This window comes from Cellulomonas pasadenensis (assembly GCF_047229365.1).
GTDB lineage: Bacteria > Actinomycetota > Actinomycetes > Actinomycetales > Cellulomonadaceae > Cellulomonas.
The window spans coordinates 1-18,843 of record NZ_JBFTEP010000075.1; the positions used below are offsets into that span (position 1 = coordinate 1).

An 18,843-nucleotide genomic window follows, 5' to 3' on the forward strand; every position below is an offset into this window, starting at 1 on the left:
CCGCCTGCTCGCGCGGGTGCGGCGCCGGCGGCTCATGCCGACCGTCGTGGTCCAGTCGGCGCAGCGGCTCGCGCACGCGCAGATCATCGCGCCGGCGCTCGACGGCCGGCTCGTCGAGCCGCCGCGGGCGCTCGTGCGGCTGCTGCGTCGGTTGCCGGTGCTGACCGCCGTGCCGGCCGCCGCCGTCGGCATCGGTCCCCGACCCGAGCGCGTGCCCGCGTGGGCGCGGCGGCGCTGAGCCGACCGGCGGCGGAGGGGCCCTGGATCTACCGGCGGCGAAGGGCCCACGAGCCGACCGACGGCGGTCGCGAGCCGTCCGACGGCGGTCGCGAGCCGTCCGAGAGCGCCGCGTGGCACCGCTCCCGCTGCTGAAACGGTTCGGCCCCTCCCGTCGGACCCGGTCCACCCCGCACGGTGGTGCGGACCCGCGGTGCTCCCGGCCCGGCGGCCGTCGACATCGTTGTCGCACCGCAGGCCCGGGCACCGACCCCTCAGCGGACAGGAGACCCCCGCATGCCCATCCGTGCGCGCGACCGGCTGCGCCGGCTCGCACTCGCCCTCCCCGTCGCCGTGCTGGCGGCGGGCCTCGGCGCCACGCTCGCTGCGACCCCCGCGGCGGCCCACGGCTCCGTCACCGACCCGCCCAGCCGCAACTACGGCTGCTGGGAGCGCTGGGGCGACGACCACCTCAACCCCGCCATGGCGCAGCAGGACCCCATGTGCTGGCAGGCGTTCCAGGCCAACCCCAACACCATGTGGAACTGGAACGGCCTCTTCCGTGAGGGCGTCGGCGGCCGGCACGAGCAGGTCATCCCGAACGGCCAGCTCTGCTCGGGCGGTCGGACGCAGAACGGCCTGTACGCCTCGCTCGACACGCCGGGCGCCTGGACCATGAAGAGCGTCCCCACGAGCTTCACGCTCACGCTGACGGACGGCGCCAAGCACGGTGCCGACTACATGCGGGTGTACGTCTCGAAGGCGGGCTTCGACCCGACCCGTGAGGCGCTCGGCTGGGACGACCTCGACCTGGTCAAGGAGACCGGCCGCTACGGCACCACCGGTCTGTACCAGACCGACGTGAGCCTCGCGGGCCGCTCGGGCCGCGCGGTCCTCTTCACGGTGTGGCAGGCCAGCCACCTCGACCAGCCGTACTACCTGTGCTCCGACATCAACATCGGCGGCACGGCGAACCCGAACCCCGACCCGAACCCGACGACGCCGGCCCCGAACCCGACGACGCCGGCTCCCAACCCCACGACCCCGGCGCCGAACCCGACGACCCCTGCGCCGAACCCCAACCCCACCACCCCGGCGCCGAACCCGACGGGCGCCTGCACGGCGACCGTCTCGGTGACGAACACCTGGGGCGGCGGCTACCAGGCCGACGTGCGGGTGACCGCCGGCACCGGCGGCGTCCGCGGCTGGAAGGTCACGGTCAACGGCGCGACCATCACGCAGGCGTGGAGCTCGACGGCCTCCGGCAACGTCCTGACGAACGCCGGCTGGAACGGCACGCTCGCGGCCAACGCCTCGACGACCGCCGGCTTCATCGGCTCGGGCTCGTCGTCCGGCCTGACGGCGACCTGCTCGGCGGCGTGACCCCCGGCCCCGGTCCGCGTCCTGGACCGGCGGCCTGACGGAACGGCCCCGTCGGCGGCACGAGCCGGCAGGGCCACGCACCACCCGGGGCCCGGGTGCAGCACCTCTCCGCTGCACCCGGGCCCCGGTGCGTCAGGCGGTGGGCTGCAGGAGGTCGAGCAGGACGTCCTTGCGGCCGCGCGCGAGGCGGTCGTAGGCGCCGCCGGCCGCGGTCCGGAGCACGAACGGCGCGCGAAGCAGGCGGTTGCGCGGGTACCGCGAGCGCGCCTGCTCGTGCCGCAGGTTGTCGACCGCGAGGTCGTACGCCCAGTCCTGCACGTGGGGCCGCAGGGCGTCGAGCCCGTCGACGAGCGCGGTGGCGCGCGCGAGGAGCCGCGCGTTGCGGTCCCCGCCGGGCTCGCGGAGCATCCGCAGCTTCTCCCCCGCGGAGCGGCGCCGGACGCCGCCCGAGACGTTCGTCGGGTGCGTGCGGTAGCGCAGGCCGGGACGCTCGTCGAGCGCGACGCCGCCGGTCGCGGCCGCGAGCAGCGCGTACCAGGCGTCGGTGCGGAACCCGTGCGGCACGGGCGGGGCCAGGTGGACGAGGTCGCGGCGCAGCGCCGCGGTCGCGCCGTGCGCGAGGAACCGCCGCACCAGCACCCGGAACGCCTCGCCCCTGCGGTACTGCGCGAGCTCCTCGGGCGTGACGCCCTCGGTGCGCAGCATGGACGTCGAGACGGTGGCGCCGTCCGGGTCGATGATCTCCGCCTCGCAGTGCACCAGCAGCAGCTCGGGCCGCGCGGCGAACATCTCGACGGCGTGCGCGAACCGCGTGGGCAGGCACACGTCGTCGTGGTCGCACACCACCACGACGTCGCCCGTGCAGGCGGCGTAGGTGCGCGCCATGTTGGCGTCGAGGGGCGTCGGCTCGGACGGCAGGATCGTCCACTCGACCGGGAGGCCCTCGGCGCGCGTGCGCTCCACGAAGGACCGGACGAGCTGCTGCGACCCGTCCGTCGAGCCCGCGTCGGCGACGACGACCTGGTCGGGCAGGCGGGTCTGGGTGAGGATCGACTCGAGCTGGTCGCCGAGGTAGCGCGCGGCGTTGGTCGAGGTCACGGCAGCCGAGACCGTGAGCGTGTGCGGTGCGGGCATGCCGACGTCCTCCCCCGGGTCGCACGGTCGCCGGCGGTGTCACGGCACCCGGCGGCGCGGTCACGGTATCGGACGAATCGGCACGAACGGGGCGTTCCCGCGGGTGAACCGGCGCGCGCCCGGGCGCGGACCGTGGGAACGGCACGTCCGCGGATCGGGTTGACTACGTCCGTGACGACGAGCAGCACCCGACTCCCCCGCGTCCGCGCCTCCGAGCTGGTCGGCCGCGGCTGGCTGAACACCGGCGGCCAGGACGTGACGCTGGCCGACCTGCGCGGCAAGGTCGTCGTCCTCGACTTCTGGACGTTCTGCTGCATCAACTGCCTGCACGTCCTCGACGAGCTGCGCGAGCTCGAGGAGCGGCACCGCGACGTCCTCGTCATCATCGGCGTGCACTCGCCGAAGTTCGTGCACGAGGCGGACCCGGTCGCGATCGCCGCGGCCGTCGAGCGGTACGAGGTGCACCACCCGGTGCTCGACGACCCCGAGCTCGTGACGTGGCAGGCGTACACCGCGCGGGCGTGGCCGACGCTCGTCGTGGTCGACCCCGAGGGGTACGTCGTCGCGCAGATGGCCGGCGAGGGGCACGCGCACGCCGTCGAGGCGCTGGTCGACGAGCTCGTCGCCGAGCACGAGGCCAAGGGCACGCTGCACCGCGGCTCCGGCCCGTACGTGCCGCCGCAGCCGCAGCCCTCCACGCTCCGGTTCCCCGCCAAGGCCGTCGAGCTGCCGGGCGGCACCCTGCTCGTGGCGGACGCCGGGCACCACGCGCTCACCGAGCTCGCCGCGGACGGCGAGACGTTCGTGCGGCGCATCGGGTCGGGTGAGCGCGGGCTCGTCGACGGCGGCCCCGACGAGGCGCGGTTCAGCGAGCCGAACGGGCTGTGCCTCGTCCCGGACGAGCTGCGCGAGCGGCTCGGGTACGACGTGCTCGTCGCGGACACCGTCAACCACGCGCTGCGCGGGGTGCGGCTGGCGGACGGGCACGTGACGACCGTCGCGGGCACCGGTGAGCAGTACATGGTGAGCGCGGTGGACAACGCCCGTCCCCTCACCGAGGGCGACCCGACGCCGGTGGAGAACGGCGTCGGCGACCAGTGGTCGCCCCGGCAGATCAAGCTGTCCTCGCCGTGGGACGTCGCGTGGTCGGAGCGGATGGCCGCGTTCGTCGTCGCGATGGCCGGGAACCACACGCTCTGGGCGTTCGACGACGAGCAGGCGTCGCTGCGCTACCTGGCGGGGACGATGAACGAGGGCCTCGTCGACGGCGCCCCCGCGGACTCGTGGTTCGCCCAGCCCTCCGGCCTCTCCGTCGCGGCCGACGGCCGCATCTGGCTGGCCGACGCCGAGACGTCCGCGCTGCGGTGGGTCGACCCGGCCGACGCCTCCGTCACGACGGTCGCCGGCACCGGCCTCTTCGACTTCGGCCACCGCGACGGCGCCGCCGACCAGGCGCTCTTCCAGCACCCGCTCGGCGTCGCGGCGCTGCCCGACGGCTCCGTGCTGGTCGCCGACACCTACAACGGGGCGCTGCGCCGCTGGACCCCCGGCACGGACGGCGGCCCCGGCGAGGTCACCACGCTCGCGACCGACCTCGCCGAGCCGAGCGGCCTCGTGCTGCCGTCCGGCGACGCCGACCACGTGCTCGTCGTCGAGTCGGCCGCGCACCGGCTCACGCGCGTGCCGCTGCCCGCCGACGCCGTCGGCACGCACGTCGACGGCGGCGCGCACCGCACGCAGCGGCCCGTCACCGAGATCGCCGGCGGCGAGGTGGCCCTCGAGGTCGTGTTCACGCCCGCGCCCGGGCAGAAGCTCGACCTGCGCTGGGGCCCGTCGACGTCGCTGCGCGTGTCGTCCACGCCGCCCGGCCTGCTGCTCGACGGCGCCGGCGACGACGTCGAGCTGACGCGCACGCTGCGCCTCGACCCGGCCGTCGGCGAGGGCGTCCTGCACGTCACCGCGCGCGCGGCGAGCTGCGACGACGACCCGGCGGTCGAGCACCCGGCGTGCCACCTCGCCGCACAGGACTGGGGCGTGCCGGTGCGCGTCGTCGACGGCGCGCCCGCCGTGCTCACGCTGCCGCTGCTGGGCTGAGGCGCCCGCCCTGCCCGCCGGATCGCGCCGCCCGTCGCCGCCTCGCGCCGGATCGCGCCGGATTGCGCCGGGTGACGGCCGCCGAGACGCAGGGCTCCCCGGACCGATCCGGTCCCGACGACGACGGAGATCCCTCATGCGCCGTGTCCTCGCCGCAGCCGCGGCCGCCCTGCTCGCGGCGGGCGCCGCCCTCGCCACCGCCGCGCCGGCTGCCGCCGCACCGACGCTCGACCTGGTCGTGCAGAAGGGCGGCGTGTGGAAGGGCTACGCCTCGGTCAACGGGTCCACCGGCCGGCTGTGCGTGCGCGCCTACCACGCGACGCCGCAGGCGGTCGCCGTCGCGAACGTCTGGTACGAGGGCCAGCTCCTCGGCCGCGTGAGCGACCGGGGCGGCGACTCCGAGCCCACGTGCGGGTACACGCGCGTCGACCCGGGCTACTGGGCCGGTCTCGAGCTCCTGTTCCACCCCGAGACCGGGAGCACCCTGCGCGCGTACGACAACTTCCACTTCCCCTACTGACGGACGGGGTCGCCCGGTCGCCGCGCACGGCGGTGACCGGTCGACGCCGCCCGGGGGACCGCACGGCGGCCACAGCCCGCGGCGTCAGTGCGTCGCGTCGCCGACCGCGATGGCGAGGAGCACCGACAGCGCCGTGCGCACCTGCGGGCCCGTCGACGCGGCGCTCGAGGCGGCGATCTCGACGACCCACTCGCCGCGCTCCACCGTGAGCGACGTCGTGTCGCCCGCGTCGGCGGGGCTGCCGCCGCGCGCGATCGTCGCCGGGGTCCCGTCGCCCGTGCGCCGCAGCACCGCCCACTCGTCGCCGCCGAGCGTCTCGGTGACCGCCCCCGCGAACGCGAGCAGGCGCGGCACGACACCCGGCTGCGCGGCGCCGATCGCGACCGCGCCGGTCGCGACGAGCTTCTCGACGGCCACCGTGGGGTCGGCCACCGCGGGGAGCGTCCGCGCGCGGGCGCGCTGACGGCGGCGCTTCGCCTGGTACTGCGCCTGGTCGGCGCGCCGGAACAGGTGCCGCGCCCCGACCGCGCCCATGACGGACGTCGACGCGACGCCGTACGAGATCGCGGCGCCGTGCGGCAGCGGGAACTTCGCGACGGTCGACGCCATCGTCTCGGTGACGACCGAGCGCGGCTGCCCGACCGTCACGAGGCAGAACTCGTCGCCACCGATCCGCGCGGCGGTGGTGCCCGGCAGCGCGTCCGACGCGCGGCGCAGCACGTCCGCGACGGCGCGCAGCAGGTCGTCGCCGGCGTCGTGCCCGAGCTCGTCGTTGACGCGCTTGAGCCCGTCCACGTCGCACATGACGATGCAGGTCTCCCGCCCGGACGCGAGCGCGGCGTCGGCGGCCTGGTCGGCCACGCGCCGGTTCGCGAGCCCCGTCAGCGGGTCGTCGGCGATCATGTGCCGCACCTGCTGCTCGAGGTCGACACGCGCGATCGCGCCGGCCGCGAGCGCCGCGAGCACCTCGGCCGTCGCGACGTCGTCGACGTCGAACCGGGGCGCCTCCACCGGGCGCACCACGGTGACCTGGCCCCAGACCGAGTCGTTGACGACGATCGGCGAGCTCAGGGCCGACCCCGCGCCGAGCTCGCGCAACGCCTCGACCTCGACCCGGTCGCCCGCCGACTCGTCGCCCGGCAGGACGGACCGGCCCCGCTCGTCGAAGGCGTGCGCGACCCAGCTGGCGCGGTCCCGGATCAGCCCGCGCAGCGCCGGGCGCTCGTCGGCGCGGTAGGTCGTCGCCAGGAGCGCGAGCGACCGTGCGTCGTCGGTGGGCGGCTCGAGGCGCAGCACGCGGCAGGTGTCCTGCGAGATCCGGCACAGCGCGGCCGTGTCGGCGGCCAGCACGTCGAGGGCCGTCTGCGCCGCCGCCTCGAGCACGCCGTCGACGTCGCGGCACGCGTCGAACCGGTGCGCGGCGACGGCGAGACCGCGCACGCCACCGAGGTCCGCAGCCGAGAGCCCGCCCCGGTGCGCACCCTTGGCAGCCGTGCCCCGACGCGTCACCGGGACATCATCGACCCTCGGTGGTCCCGGTGCCGAGACCGACCCGTGAGAGGTCGGTGAGATCACCCACGTGCGCACCCGTCCGGACGCCGGTGCAGCGGGAAACGTTTCGGGGCCTTGTCCGGGGCCCGTGCGCTCACCAGCCTGTCGGCACACCGTCTCCCCCGTCCGGAGCCGCGCACCCACCCGACGAACCCCCACCGCGGCGACGCCGCCGCCCGTGCGAGAGGGACCCCCCGCATGACCCGACACCGCCTCGTCCGACGAGCCCTCGCCGGCCTCGCCGCCACGACCCTCCTGGCGGGGGCGCTCGTCGCCCTGCCCACCGCCGCGCAGGCCCACGGCGGGCTCACGTACCCCGCCACCCGCACGTACCAGTGCTACGTCGACGGCCTCGCCGGCGGTCAGGCCGCCGGCCAGGCGGGCAACATGCTGCCCACCAACCCGGCGTGCAAGGACGCCATCGCGTCGAACACCTACGGGTTCTACAACTGGTTCGGCAACCTGCTCGGCACGATCGACGGCCGCCACGAGACCATCGCCGACGGCAAGCTGTGCGGCCCGGACGCCCGCTTCGACGCGTTCAACCGGCCCAGCGCGTCGTGGCCGACGACCCGCGTGCAGGCCGGTCAGCGCATCACCTTCCAGTACGCGGCGACGGTGCCGCACCCCGGCTGGTGGACGCAGTACATCACCAAGGACGGCTGGAACCAGGGCGAGCCGATCGGCTGGGACGACCTCGAGCCCGTCCCGTTCGACCGTGTGCTGAACCCGCCGCTGCGCAACGGCGGCCCGCAGGGCCCGGAGTACGCGTGGGACGCGACGCTGCCGAACAAGTCCGGCAAGCACGTGATCTTCTCGATCTGGGAGCGCACCGACAGCCCCGAGTCCTTCTACAACTGCTCGGACGTCGACTTCGGCGGGGGCGGCTCCACGCCGGTGCCCACGCCGACGCCCACCCCCACGCGCACGCCGACGCCGACCCCCACGCCGACCGTGACGCCCACGCCGACGGTCACGCCGACCCCGACCGCGACCCCGACGCCCACGCCGACCCCGTCCGTGCCCGCCGACGCGGTGTGCGAGGTCGAGATCGACACGACGAGCGCCTGGAACGGCGGCTTCCAGGGCAACGTCACCGTCTTCAACGCGACCATGCAGCCGGTCGACGGGTGGGAGCTGCGGTGGCGCTTCACCAACGGCGAGAAGGTGACGCAGGCGTGGAGCTCGTCGACCACGCAGTCCGGTGACACGGTGACGGCGAGGAACGTCGCGTGGAACGGCACCATCGCGCACCACAACGCCGTGTCGTTCGGCTTCATCGGGTCGGGCACGCCGAAGGACGCGACGGACGTGACGCTCAACGGCTCGCCCTGCATCGTGCGCTGACCCGCGGGACGGCTCACCGACGCCCGGTGCCCCTCCGGGGGCGCCGGGCGTCGTCGCGTCCGGCGGCCGGGTGCGAGAACCGGGTCAGGTGCTCACTGGGCGTGGATCGGGCCGCCCGGGCTGACGCGCACGTGGACGCCGTGCACGACGCGCGGGACGTCGGCCGCGCGGGCCGTCACCTCGTCGCCGCGGACCCGCACGAGCAGGCCGTAGCCGTCGGCCTCGGGCGCGATGCCCACCGCCGTGACGTCCTGCCGGCCCGCCAGCGTCGCCTTGAGCTCCGCCTTCGCGCGGCGTGCCTCACCGAGATCGGCCACGTCTCCACCTCCCGGTCCCCGGCGGTGGCCCGCGGCGCCCGCGTCAGGCGAGCAGCGTCGCGTCCAGCGCACCGAGGACGGCGTCGATCGGGTTGACGTACGTCAGCCCGCGACCATTGTCACCCCCGGTCTCCGACCCGGCAAAGAGCAGACCGAGCGCGACCCCGTCCTCGCGGTACACGAGCGACCCGGAGTCGCCCCCGCGCGAGAACGGGCCGGACCCGGTGCTCTCCACCTCGATCTGGTCGTCGAACGCGAGGTCCCCCAGCTCGTCGCCGTATCCCACCACGACGTCGTCGAGCTCGATCGCGGTCACGCGGCCGGTCGTGACGGCGGTGGTCCGCCCGCTCTTGCCGACGCGCTCGCCGCCCAGCGCGCGCGCCGTCGTCGTCACCCGGCCGACCGGGTACGTCGGGTCGACGTCGGGCTCGTCGAGCAGCGCGACGGCGGCGTCGACGTACGCCGTCCGTCCCGGCGCGAGCGGCACCGTCGCGGCCAGCGTGCCGACGCGGTCGCGCGCCGTGCCGCCGTCCGCCGGGCCGGGCTGGACGACCACGTCGCCCTCCCGCGCGGCGGGCGAGCCGGCCAGCACGTGGTAGTTCGACAGCGCGTGCACGCGCCCGCCGACCAGCACGAACGCGCCGAGCGTGCCGGCGGTGACGTCGACGTGCGCGATCGAGACGCCGGGGCGCAGCGGCCGCACGCGGCCCGTCTCGCCCATCGCCTGCGCGGTGATGACGGGCGGGCGCGGACGCACCGGCCGGTCCTCGGCGACGAGGGGCCGGATCCGGCCCGTCCGCCGCACGTCGACGGCCGGGCCGACCTCGTCCGCGACGCGACGCGCCAGCGAGCGCACGCCCGGCAGCCCGAGGCGGTACCGCACGGCGACGCCGTACCCGCCGTCCGCCCCCACGGCCACGCCGATCGCCAGCGGCGCCCGCACCGCCCCGCTCGTCGACGCGCGCACCGTCCGCTCCGCGAGCTCGCGGGCGTACGTGGTCGCGTGCTCCTTGGCCTTGCGCGCGTCGTCGTGGTCCAGCTGCATGCGTGCCCCCTGCGTCGTGCCCGTCGTCGCCACCCCTGCGGGTGCCGCACCGACCGTGCGTGTCGTCCCGTCCGGTCCGTCCCGTCCGTCCGGTGGTCAGTGTGGCCGCGACCACCGACAGCCGCCCGCCGGGGGCCGCGGCGTCCCGGCAGCCGGACGTCGGCCCCGCGCGGGCCGCACGACGGCCCGACGACGCGCCCGCGCACGACGGCGCCGGCCGGGGGCCGGTCGTCGCAGGACGACCTCGGTCCCCGGCCGGCGCCGGGTGGTGCGGTGGTGCGGGTGGTGCGGGGCGGCGTCCGTCGCGGGACGCCGACGGGTCGTCAGGCGCGCGGCGCCGGCGGGTTGTCGTGCCGCTCGATGACCTCACGGTGGGAGGTGTTGCTGCGCTGCGCGTTGGTCGCGATCGCGGCGATCAGCCAGATCAGGCCACCGCCCATGAGGATGTACCCGATCACCGTGAGGTTGACGCCCTCGATCCGGTCGGCGACGCCGAACGAGAGGATCGCCCCGATGACCAGGAGTGTGATGCCTCCTCCGATGCCCATGTCCGCTCCTTCAGCCGGGACCGGGGCGGCGCCCCGGTCGTGGTGCGGGAAGTCTGTCGGTGACCGGACCGGCCCGCACGTCGAGCGGTCGGCGGACGGGTGGCGCCACCCCGAGGGAGGACGTCGCGGCGTCGTGCGGCCGGCGCCGGCGGGACGGGTGCCCGGGGCCCGTGTCGGGGGGACCGGGCACCATGGCCCCATGACGACGACGGAGTCCCTGCACCTCAGCGTCCGCGTCGGCCGGTCGGCGGCCGACGTCTACGCGTTCGCGTCCGACCCGCGGAACCTGCCCCGGTGGGCACACGGCCTCGGCAGCGACGTCGTCGAGCGCGACGGCGGCTGGTGGGTCGAGACGCCCGGCGGGCCCGCGCGCGTACGGTTCGCGCCGCCGAACAAGTTCGGCGTGCTCGACCACGACGTCCTGACGCCGACCGGCGAGACCGTGCACGTGCCGCTGCGCGTGCTCGCCGACGGCGACGGCAGCGAGGTCGTCATCACGCTCCGGCGGCTGCCCGGCACGACGGACGACGAGCTCGCCCGCGACGCGGACCTCATGCGCGGCGACCTCGCGCGGCTCCGCGACGTGGTCGAGGCGGAGGGCTGACGCGGGACGTCGGGCGACCGCGAGACCCCAGGGTGGTCAGCCGGTGGGAGCGACGACGGCGGCGACGGTCGGTGTGGCGCGCGGCAGCGGCGGTCGAGGCCGCGTTCCCGGCCGCGCCGGACGTCCCCGCGGACGCCCCCGAGGACGAGTTCGACGTGGTGGTCGACGTCGACGACCTCCTCGCCGTGGTCGCCGGCGGCCTGACGCCGTCCGGGATCGGCACCGGCGCCTACGACGACGTGCTCGCGATGGTGGACTCGCTGCTCGCGCGCCGGGGCCCGTACGTCGACGCCGAGCAGGCCGGTGCGCTGGCCGCGCTCCGCGACGCCGTCGTCGCGCTGGACGGCTGACCCACGCACCCGGCACGCACGACGCCCCGCCGTCCGCGGGTGCGGGCGCCGGGGCGTCGTGGCGGGCGGGAGGCGTCAGCCGAGGATCTCCGGGTACGCGACCACGTCGTCGCCCGTGCGGTCCAGCACGTGCGTCGCGAGGAACGCCTCGACGGCCTGGTACCAGACCTTGGCGTGCTGCGGCGTGAGCACCCAGTGGTTCTCGTCGGGGAAGTAGAGGAACCGGTGCGGGCTGCGGCCCTCGTCGTCGGCGGGCAGGCCGGACGCGGACAGCAGCTCGTACCAGAGGCGCAGGCCCTCACCGATCGGCACGCGGTAGTCCTTGTCGCCGTGGATGACGAGCATCGGCGTGACGATGTCGCCCACGAACCGGTGCGGCGAGTTCTCGAGCGCCATCTCGGGCGTCATCTCGCGCTGCCAGTAGTACGAGGCGTCCGTGGTCGGGCCGAACTGGTCGAGGGCCCACAGGCTCGCGTGCGTGACGATCGCGCGGAACCGGTCGGTGTGCCCGGCGACCCAGTTGGCCATGTAGCCGCCGAACGAGCCGCCCATCGCAGCCGTGCGGGTGGCGTCGAGCTCGGGCCGCTGCAGCGCCGCGTCCGTCACCGCCATCAGGTCGGTGTACGGCGCGGCACCCCACGCGCCCCAGCCGCGCTGGACGAACTCCTGCCCGTACCCGGTCGACAGCGCCGGGTCCGGCAGCAGCACCGCGTAGCCCTGCGCGACCAGCAGCCACGGGTTCCAGCGCCACGACCACGCGTTCCAGGAACCGAGCGGGCCGCCGTGGATCCACAGCAGGAACGGCGCGGGGTCGTCGGCGGAGGCGCCGTCGGGGACCGCGAGCCACGCGCGCACGCGCGAGCCGTCCTCCGCGGTCGTCTCGACCTCCTCGAGCCGGCCGGGCAGCACGGGCAGGGCGGCCGGCGCCGGCAGCGGGGTCGCCTCGACCGGGGCGCCGCCCTCCAGCGCGGCCGCCAGGTCGATCCGCACGGGGTGCGCCGGGGCCTCGTACGACGTACGCAGCGCGTAGGCCGTACGCCCGTCGGGAGCCACCTGCACGTCGGAGAACGCGGCGTCGTCGCTGGTGAGGCGCGTCACAGCGCCCGAGCTCAGTTCCACGTGGAACATCGGCGCGCGGCCGTCGTCGTCGGCCACCACGAGCAGGCCGTCGGACGTCGGCAGCCACACGACGGCGCCGGGCCAGCGGTCCCAGTCGGCACCGAGCCGGCGCGGTTCGCCGCCGGTGAGCGCGACCACCCACAGCTCGATGCGCGGCGCCTCGTGCGGCGTCGAGAGCGTCTCGCGCTCGTAGGCGACCCACCGGCCGTCGGGCGAGACGACCGGGCTGCCGAGGTCGGCGTGCGGGTCGGAGAGCAGCACGGACCGCTCCCCCGTCGCGACGTCGATCGTCACCAGGTCGGTGCGCACGTTGCCGCGCGCGACGTTGCGGCCCCACGAGGTGACGACCGTGCGGCCGTCGGGGGTGAGGACCGGGTGCTGCTCGCGCAGGCCGGGGCCCGCGTCCGGGGTGACGTCGCGCAGCGCCAGGCGCGGGTCGCGCTCACCGGCGACGGGCGTCGCGACCTCGTCGGACACCGACGCGACGAACGCGTGCGGCGTCGCCGGGCCCAGGTCGTGGTCCCAGTACCGGATCGGGTAGGAGTCGTGCAGGATCGCCGCGACCTTCTTGTCCTTGCGCTCCTTGGCGATGCGCGCGTCGGCCTCGTCGTCGGCCGCGGACGGCAGCACGTCGGAGACGACGAGGACGGTCGGCGCGTCCGTCGCCACCTGCACGCCGCCGACGCCGGACGCGCGGTGCGCCACGACGCGGGCCTCCGCACCGTCCGCCGGCAGCAGCCACAGCGCGGGCGTCGGGTCGCCGTCGGGGTCCTCGGCGTCGGGGTCGGGGCGCGCGCTCGTGAAGAGGAGGTCGCCCGACGGCGTGAACGCCGCGGACGACTCGCTCTTCGTGCTGCGCGTCAGGCGGCGCGCGGGCTTCTGGCCGGCCGGGTCGACCTCCCACAGCGCGGTCACCCACGCGGTGCGCTTGCGGTCGAGGGTCTGCACGGCCGTGACGAGGCGCGTGCCGTCGGGCGAGAGCCTCAGGCCGCCGAGGCGCGGCAGCGCGATGTACGCGTCCAGGTCGTGGAAGGGCGTCGCGGGTGCGTCAGGGGTGGTGGCATCGGTCACCGGACCGGTCTATCACGACCGGCGGGGACCGGACGGAGCGCTTTCCGGCGCGGGGCGCATCGAGTCGTCCGCGCGCAGACGCCGACCGGCCCGTCGCACGCACCGTGCGGCGGGCCGGTCGGGGCCACGCGACGTCAGTCGCGCCAGACCTGCACGACGCTCGGCCGGGGGCCGCCCCAGCGGCCGCCCTCGAGCGTGCCCTCGGCGACGTAGTCCGGGAAGAACGACTGCTGCGCGCCCCAGGCGCCGTCCTCACCCGGGTGCTGCACGGCGACGTAGACCATGGAGTCGCGGTCGCGGATGACGGGGCCGCACGTCTCGGCGCCGGCAGGCACCGAGAGGAACTGCTGCACGCGGCCGCGCTCGCGGCCGGTGAGGGGCATCTTGAACAGCCCGTCGCCGTAGCCGATGGTGCCCGGCTGGCCGTCCGTCGAGATCCACAGCGTGCCCTCAGAGTCGAACGCGACGTTGTCGGGGCACGAGATGGGCGAGACCTTCTCCGGCGGGAAGCCGGCGAAGTAGGTGCCGGACGTGGTCGCCGGGTCGCCCGCGAGCAGGACGATGCTCCAGCCGAAGGTCGTCGCCCGCGCGTCGCCGTACGCCTCGGTGATCTCGACGACGTGACCGTGGCGGTTCTCGACGCGCGGGTTCGGCTCCGTGGCGCCCTCCTTGCCGGCCTTGCCGCGGTCGGTGTTGTTGGTGCACGCGACGTAGATGCGGCCGGTCAGCGGGTTCGGCTCGACGTCCTCGGGACGGTCCATCTTCGTCGCACCGACCGCGTCGGCCGCGAGGCGCGTGTGCACCAGCACCTGGTCCGTCGTGAAGCCCGGCACCTGGCTGACGCCGTCGACGACCAGCGGCACCCACTCCCCCGTGCCGTCGAAGGCGCCGTCGGAGGGCAGCGCGCCCGTGCCGGTGATCTGCTCGACCGGCGAGTCGCCGTGGAACCGCGCGACGTACAGGTTGCCCGCCGAGAGCAGCTGCTTGTTGCGGGCGCGGTGGCGCGCGCCCGGCTTGTAGCGCTCCTTCGAGACGAACTTGTACACGTAGTCGAAGCGCTCGTCGTCGCCCATGTACGCCGCCACGTGGCCGGAGCGGCCGATGATGACGTTCGCGCCCTCGTGCTTGAAGCGGCCGAGGGCCGTGTGCTTGACCGGCGGCGCCGTCGGGTCCTCCGGGTCGATCTCGACGACCCAGCCGAACCGGTTGACCTCGTTCTCGTACCCCGGCGTGCGCGCGTCGAAGCGGGGGTCGACGTGCTCCCAGCCGCGGGTCGTCTCCTTGTCGCCGAAGCCGTAGCGCTTCTCCTCGGCGGTGCCGCGCGCGCGGAAGTACTGGTTGACGTTCTCCTCGCCGGAGAGCACGGTGCCCCACGGCGTCGTGCCGCCGGCGCAGTTGTTGAGCGTGCCGAGCACCGTGGTCCCCGTCGGGTCGGCGACGGTCTTCAGGAGGTCGGACCCGGCCGCCGGGCCGTCGACCACGAACGGCGTCGACGCGGTGATGCGCCGGTTGACGCGCGCGCCCACCTGGTACTCCCACGGTCCGCCCGTGCGGCGGCGGTGCAGCGCCACGACCGACATGCCGTGCGCGGCCATGGCGACCCGGCGCTGGCGGTCGAGCTCCTGCGGCGTCGTGGCCGGCGGGAACATGATGTTCTCGTTCGTGTACTCGTGGTTGGCCACGAGCACCGCCGTGCGGCCGCCCGGCTGCTCGAGGATGTCGAGGTAGTCGCAGTTGTAGCCGAACAGGCGCTCTGCCGTCTCCGGCGTGATCGTCGCCGGGTCGAAGACGTCGTGCGGGGACATCAGCCGTCGCCCCAGCGCACGAGCGGCGCCCAGCGGTAGCCCTCGGGCACCGTGAGGGCGTCCGTGGCGGCGGGCACGGGCGCGATCGGGGCGAACGGCAGGCGGCCGCGGCCCCAGCCGTGGCCGAGGTCGTGCGCGGCCGCGGCCGGCGCGTCGGCGACGACCGACCCGACGACGACGGCGGCGCCCGCGACGAGGCCACCGGCGAGCACGGCGCGGCGCGACAGCGCCGCCGACGCGACGTCGCGGAAGTACGCGTTGCCGCTGGTGTTCGGCACGGGCTGCGCGCACGCGTCGCCGCAGCGCAGGTGGCACGTGACGGCCGAGCGCCGGCCGGTCGTGCGGCCCGCCATGGGAAGCAGGGGCAGGAGGGTGCGGCGGGGGACGCCGGCCGCGACGTCGCGGTCGTCGGTCGTGGTCATGGGTGTCTCCGTGCGTGCGGGGGCTGGGCGGCCACAGCCTGGCAACCGGACGAACCGGTCACCGGCACGCGCGGTGAGCACCGGGTGAAGGACGGGCGAACACTCGTCGGCCCCCGCCACGTCCGCCGGGGGCGAGCGGGTCAGCGCCGGCCGGGCTCCCGGTCGGCCAGGCCTGCGAGCATCGCGTTGTACTCACCGAGCTCGGCGTCGCCGTCCCGGTCCGCGCGGCGGTCGTTGCGGCGCGCCGTCCGCTCGTCGTCGCGCGTCCACTGCACCGCCACGACGATCGCCAGCACGACCGTCGGGATCTCGCCGATCCCCCACGCGACCGACCCGCCGAGCTGCTGGTCACGGATCGCCGACGGCCCCCACGGGCGGCCCATGAGGCCGAACCAGTCGGCCGCGAGCAGCGACTGCCCGCCCACCAGCGCGACGCCGAAGAACGCGTGGAACGCCATCGTCGCGAACAGCAGCAGCAGGCGCATCGGGTACGGCGGGCGCGTCGGACCCGGGTCGACGCCCACGAGCGCGTTGACGAACAGGTACCCCGCGACGGAGAAGTGCACGACCATGACCAGGTGCCCGACCGGGCTGCGCATCGACCACTCGAACACCGGCGAGTAGTAGAAGACGACCATCGAGCCGGCGAAGTTCACCGCCGCGACCAGCGGGTGCGCGAGGAACGTGCCGACGCGGCTGTGCACGAGCGTCAGCACCCACTCGCGCGGGCCCCGCGACGCGTCGTCGCGCAGCTGCGTCGACCGTCCCGGCAGCGCCCGCAGCGCGAGCGTCACGGGCGCCGAGAGCGCGACGAGGATCGGCACGACCATCGCGAGCACCATGTGCTGGACCATGTGCGCGCTGAACAGCACGTGCCCGTACATCGCCGGCCCGCCCGACGTCGTCCACAGGAACGTCGCCATGCCGACCAGCCACGACGCGGTGCGCAGCCACGGCCACGCGTCGCCGCGGCGCCGCAGCCGCGCCACCCACCGCAGGTACACGACGACGCCCGCCACGGCGGCGGCCGCCATCAGCAGGTCCCACCGCCACTGCGCGACCCACTGCAGGCCCGTCGGCTCGGGCGGCAGCGGGTGGCCCGTCAGCAGGTACGCCGGGGACGTGTCCGCGGACGGCTCGTCCGGCACGGGCGGCGGCGACGCCCCCAGCGCGACGGCCACCCCGGACACCGCGCCCATGACGGCGAGCTCCACGAGCACGAGCCGCCAGAACGCCCGGCCGGCGCGGTCGCCCGCGAGCGCCGGGATGGTCCGCCGGCGGTGCAGCAGCCCCAGCAGGCCGAGGACGCCGAACAGCACGACCTTGACGACCAGCAGCGCGCCGTACCGGCTGGCGAACCCGTCCCAGCCGCCGAGCCGGACGACGCCGTTGACGGCGCCCGACACCGCGACCGCGACGAAGCACCACGCCGCGATCGTCGAGTAGCGCGCGACGGCGGGGACGACGTCCGGGCCGAGCCGGCGCACGAGCAGCGCCAGCGCCGCCAGCGCCCCGATCCACACGGCCGCGCCGACCAGGTGCAGGAACAACGACGACGTCGCGAGCTCGTGGCTCGCGGCACCGGCGGCGTGCCCCGTCTGCCCGAGCTGCCACAGCGCCACGACGACGAGCGCGGCGGCCCACGCCGCACCGGTCGGGGTCGCGACGACCAGCGACAGGACCGTCGCGACCGCCGCGAGCGTCGTCAGGGTGAGCAGCGCGCGACCCAGGTCGATCTGCGTGACGAACAGCGCCAGCTCGTCGCCGAAGCCCGGCGACGTCGGCGACGACCCGGCGACCGACGCGTACGCGAGCACGAGGTGCACGACCGACAGGAGCGTCCACGTGCCCGCGGCGAGGCCCGCGAGCACCAGGCTGCGCGGGTAGGCACCGCCGTCGGCGACGGGCAGCCGGGCGGGACGACCGGTCGCGGCGGGGGCGTCGGTGGCCGGGGCGCCGGCCGTCGGGCGGGCCGCCGTCGTGGCCGCCGCGCGCCGCGGGAGCACGCACACCGCGAGCAGCAGCGCCCCGAGCGTCAGCGCGCCGGCGAGCTCGGTGAGGGTCTCGACGACCGGCAGGCCCCACCGCACGACGGCGCCCGGGTCGCCGAGCGCGACCGCCGCGGCCGTGCCGCTGAACGCGACGCCGGCCAGGGCCGCCAGCGTCCCGGTGACCGCGAGGACCGCGGGCGCACCGGCGCGGCGCACCGCGACGACCGACGACTGCTCCACCGGATCAGCGTAGGCGCCGCCGCCGGGTCATCCGGCCCGGGGACCGCCGTCCTGCGGCGTGCCGTCCGCCACGCCGCCGCGGTCGGGGGCGTCGCCGCCGCGCTGCTTGCGGGCGACGACCGTGAAGACGGCGCCGATGACGACGACGATCATCAGCACCCACGCCCACCACGGCAGCGTGCCCGGGTAGTTGTCGCGCGCGGCCTCGCCGGACCCGCCCATGTCCGGGGTCAGGTCGACGGACTCGCTCGGCGACGGGGTGGGGTCCTCCTCCGCCGTCGTCGCCTCCGCGGTCGGCGTCGCCATGGTCGTCATCGTGCCCTCGGCGGGCGCGGCGGTGCTGCCGGCGGCGGCCGCACCGACCGGCTCGCTCGCCGTGAAGCCGAACGTGCCGCTGATCGGGTGCCCGTCGGCGCTGGTGACACGCCAGTCGACGCGGTACGCGCCCGCCGGGCGGTCCTCCGCCAGCGGCTGCACGACCGACACGTCGGCGAGCTGCACGGGCCCCGTGCTGACGACCGTGCCGTCCTCTGCGGTGACGACGACCTCGGACCCGAGCTCGAGCGCGGCCTGGTCGAACGTCAGCGTGATCTGCGCCGGCGCGCCCGCGACCGCCGCACCGTCGGCCGGGTCGCTCGAGCGGAGGCTGTTGTGCGCGGCGGCGGGCACGGCCGCGAGCACGAGCGTCACGACGGCGGTCGCGAGCGCCGCGAGCAGCGCGACGACGGGTGCGAGGGGTGTCCGCGACGACGCGGGACGGGACGACGTGGGCATGGCGGGATCTCCGGTGTCGTGGTGCGGGCGCGGTGCTGCTCCGATCCCATCACGGCGCCGCCACCACCGCCGGACGGACGCCGCCCTCCCCCACCCGCCGAACCGGCCGTTCCGCAGCACCACGACACCGAGACGCTGCTCCAGGGCCGGTTCACCTCCGGGGACGACGACCGCCCCCTCGCCCACCTGCCGAACCGGCCGTTCCGCAGCACCACCACACCGGAACGCTGCACGAGGGCCGGGTCAGCGCGGTCGTGCGCCGGTGCGCGGGCGGCGTGCGGCGCCCGCGGCGAGGACGACGGCGCCGGCGGC

14 protein-coding genes and 2 pseudogenes are annotated in these 18,843 nt (G+C 75.9%); 7 read left to right on the top strand and 9 right to left on the bottom strand.

The window, feature by feature from the left end; translation table 11 throughout:
• Together AB6N23_RS11570 and AB6N23_RS11575 are read left to right on the top strand one after the other, a co-directional pair.
• A pseudogene (locus AB6N23_RS11570) lies at nt 1–238 on the top strand (FAD-dependent oxidoreductase); the annotation flags it as partial.
• A 275-nt stretch (nt 239–513) separates the two neighbouring features.
• Nucleotides 514–1,599, top strand: coding sequence for a lytic polysaccharide monooxygenase (locus AB6N23_RS11575; RefSeq protein WP_412866208.1), 1,086 nt, complete (start codon nt 514–516; stop codon nt 1,597–1,599).
• A gap of 132 nt (nt 1,600–1,731) precedes the next feature.
• Here AB6N23_RS11575 and AB6N23_RS11580 read toward each other — a convergent pair whose 3' ends face one another.
• Complete coding sequence (locus AB6N23_RS11580; protein ID WP_412866209.1) at nt 1,732–2,733, bottom strand: glycosyltransferase; 1,002 nt, start codon at nt 2,731–2,733, stop codon at nt 1,732–1,734.
• Between the two features lie 171 nt (nt 2,734–2,904).
• Between AB6N23_RS11580 and AB6N23_RS11585 the strand changes: the two genes are divergently transcribed.
• Nucleotides 2,905–4,827, top strand: a complete 1,923-nt coding sequence (locus tag AB6N23_RS11585; RefSeq protein WP_412866210.1) for an NHL domain-containing thioredoxin family protein — start codon at nt 2,905–2,907, stop codon at nt 4,825–4,827.
• A 136-nt stretch (nt 4,828–4,963) separates the two neighbouring features.
• Complete coding sequence (locus tag AB6N23_RS11590) at nt 4,964–5,347, top strand: hypothetical protein (RefSeq protein ID WP_412866211.1); 384 nt, start codon at nt 4,964–4,966, stop codon at nt 5,345–5,347.
• A gap of 84 nt (nt 5,348–5,431) precedes the next feature.
• Here AB6N23_RS11590 and AB6N23_RS11595 read toward each other — a convergent pair whose 3' ends face one another.
• A complete protein-coding gene (locus tag AB6N23_RS11595; RefSeq protein ID WP_412866212.1) occupies nt 5,432–6,856 on the bottom strand; it encodes a GGDEF domain-containing protein in 1,425 nt (474 codons plus the stop codon).
• Nucleotides 6,857–7,096: 240 nt separating this feature from the next.
• Between AB6N23_RS11595 and AB6N23_RS11600 the strand changes: the two genes are divergently transcribed.
• Nucleotides 7,097–8,245 carry a lytic polysaccharide monooxygenase gene (locus AB6N23_RS11600; protein WP_412866213.1) on the top strand — a complete coding sequence of 383 codons (1,149 nt, stop codon included), beginning with the start codon at nt 7,097–7,099 and terminating at the stop codon, nt 8,243–8,245.
• A gap of 92 nt (nt 8,246–8,337) precedes the next feature.
• Here the strand turns inward: AB6N23_RS11600 and AB6N23_RS11605 are convergent, their stop codons facing one another.
• From AB6N23_RS11605 to AB6N23_RS11615, 3 genes are all read right to left on the bottom strand, one after another.
• Nucleotides 8,338–8,562 (bottom strand): hypothetical protein, encoded by a 225-nt coding sequence (locus AB6N23_RS11605; protein ID WP_412866214.1) that lies wholly within the window; start codon nt 8,560–8,562, stop codon nt 8,338–8,340.
• A 43-nt stretch (nt 8,563–8,605) separates the two neighbouring features.
• Nucleotides 8,606–9,601, bottom strand: a complete 996-nt coding sequence (locus AB6N23_RS11610) for a chymotrypsin family serine protease (protein WP_412866221.1) — start codon at nt 9,599–9,601, stop codon at nt 8,606–8,608.
• Nucleotides 9,602–9,930: 329 nt separating this feature from the next.
• The gene (locus AB6N23_RS11615; RefSeq protein ID WP_412866215.1) at nt 9,931–10,155 is read right to left on the bottom strand and encodes a DUF6458 family protein; all 225 of its coding nucleotides are present in this window, start codon (nt 10,153–10,155) and stop codon (nt 9,931–9,933) included.
• 199 nt (nt 10,156–10,354) lie between these two features.
• Between AB6N23_RS11615 and AB6N23_RS11620 the strand changes: the two genes are divergently transcribed.
• Together AB6N23_RS11620 and AB6N23_RS11625 are read left to right on the top strand one after the other, a co-directional pair.
• Nucleotides 10,355–10,759, top strand: coding sequence for an SRPBCC family protein (locus AB6N23_RS11620; protein ID WP_412866216.1), 405 nt, complete (start codon nt 10,355–10,357; stop codon nt 10,757–10,759).
• 71 nt (nt 10,760–10,830) lie between these two features.
• Complete coding sequence (locus tag AB6N23_RS11625; RefSeq protein WP_412866217.1) at nt 10,831–11,109, top strand: hypothetical protein; 279 nt, start codon at nt 10,831–10,833, stop codon at nt 11,107–11,109.
• Nucleotides 11,110–11,184: 75 nt separating this feature from the next.
• On the opposite strand, the gene AB6N23_RS11630 is transcribed toward AB6N23_RS11625, so the two are convergent.
• The 4 genes and pseudogenes from AB6N23_RS11630 to AB6N23_RS11645 form a co-directional block, all read right to left on the bottom strand.
• The gene (locus AB6N23_RS11630; RefSeq protein WP_412866218.1) at nt 11,185–13,299 is read right to left on the bottom strand and encodes a S9 family peptidase; all 2,115 of its coding nucleotides are present in this window, start codon (nt 13,297–13,299) and stop codon (nt 11,185–11,187) included.
• Between the two features lie 134 nt (nt 13,300–13,433).
• Nucleotides 13,434–15,526: pseudogene (locus tag AB6N23_RS11635) on the bottom strand (PhoX family protein).
• Nucleotides 15,527–15,666: 140 nt separating this feature from the next.
• Entirely contained in the window at nt 15,667–17,757 is a 2,091-nt protein-coding gene (locus tag AB6N23_RS11640; protein ID WP_412866219.1) for a bifunctional copper resistance protein CopD/cytochrome c oxidase assembly protein, read from the bottom strand.
• Between the two features lie 27 nt (nt 17,758–17,784).
• Complete coding sequence (locus AB6N23_RS11645; protein ID WP_412866220.1) at nt 17,785–18,531, bottom strand: copper resistance CopC family protein; 747 nt, start codon at nt 18,529–18,531, stop codon at nt 17,785–17,787.
• Nucleotides 18,532–18,843 lie beyond the last annotated feature (312 nt).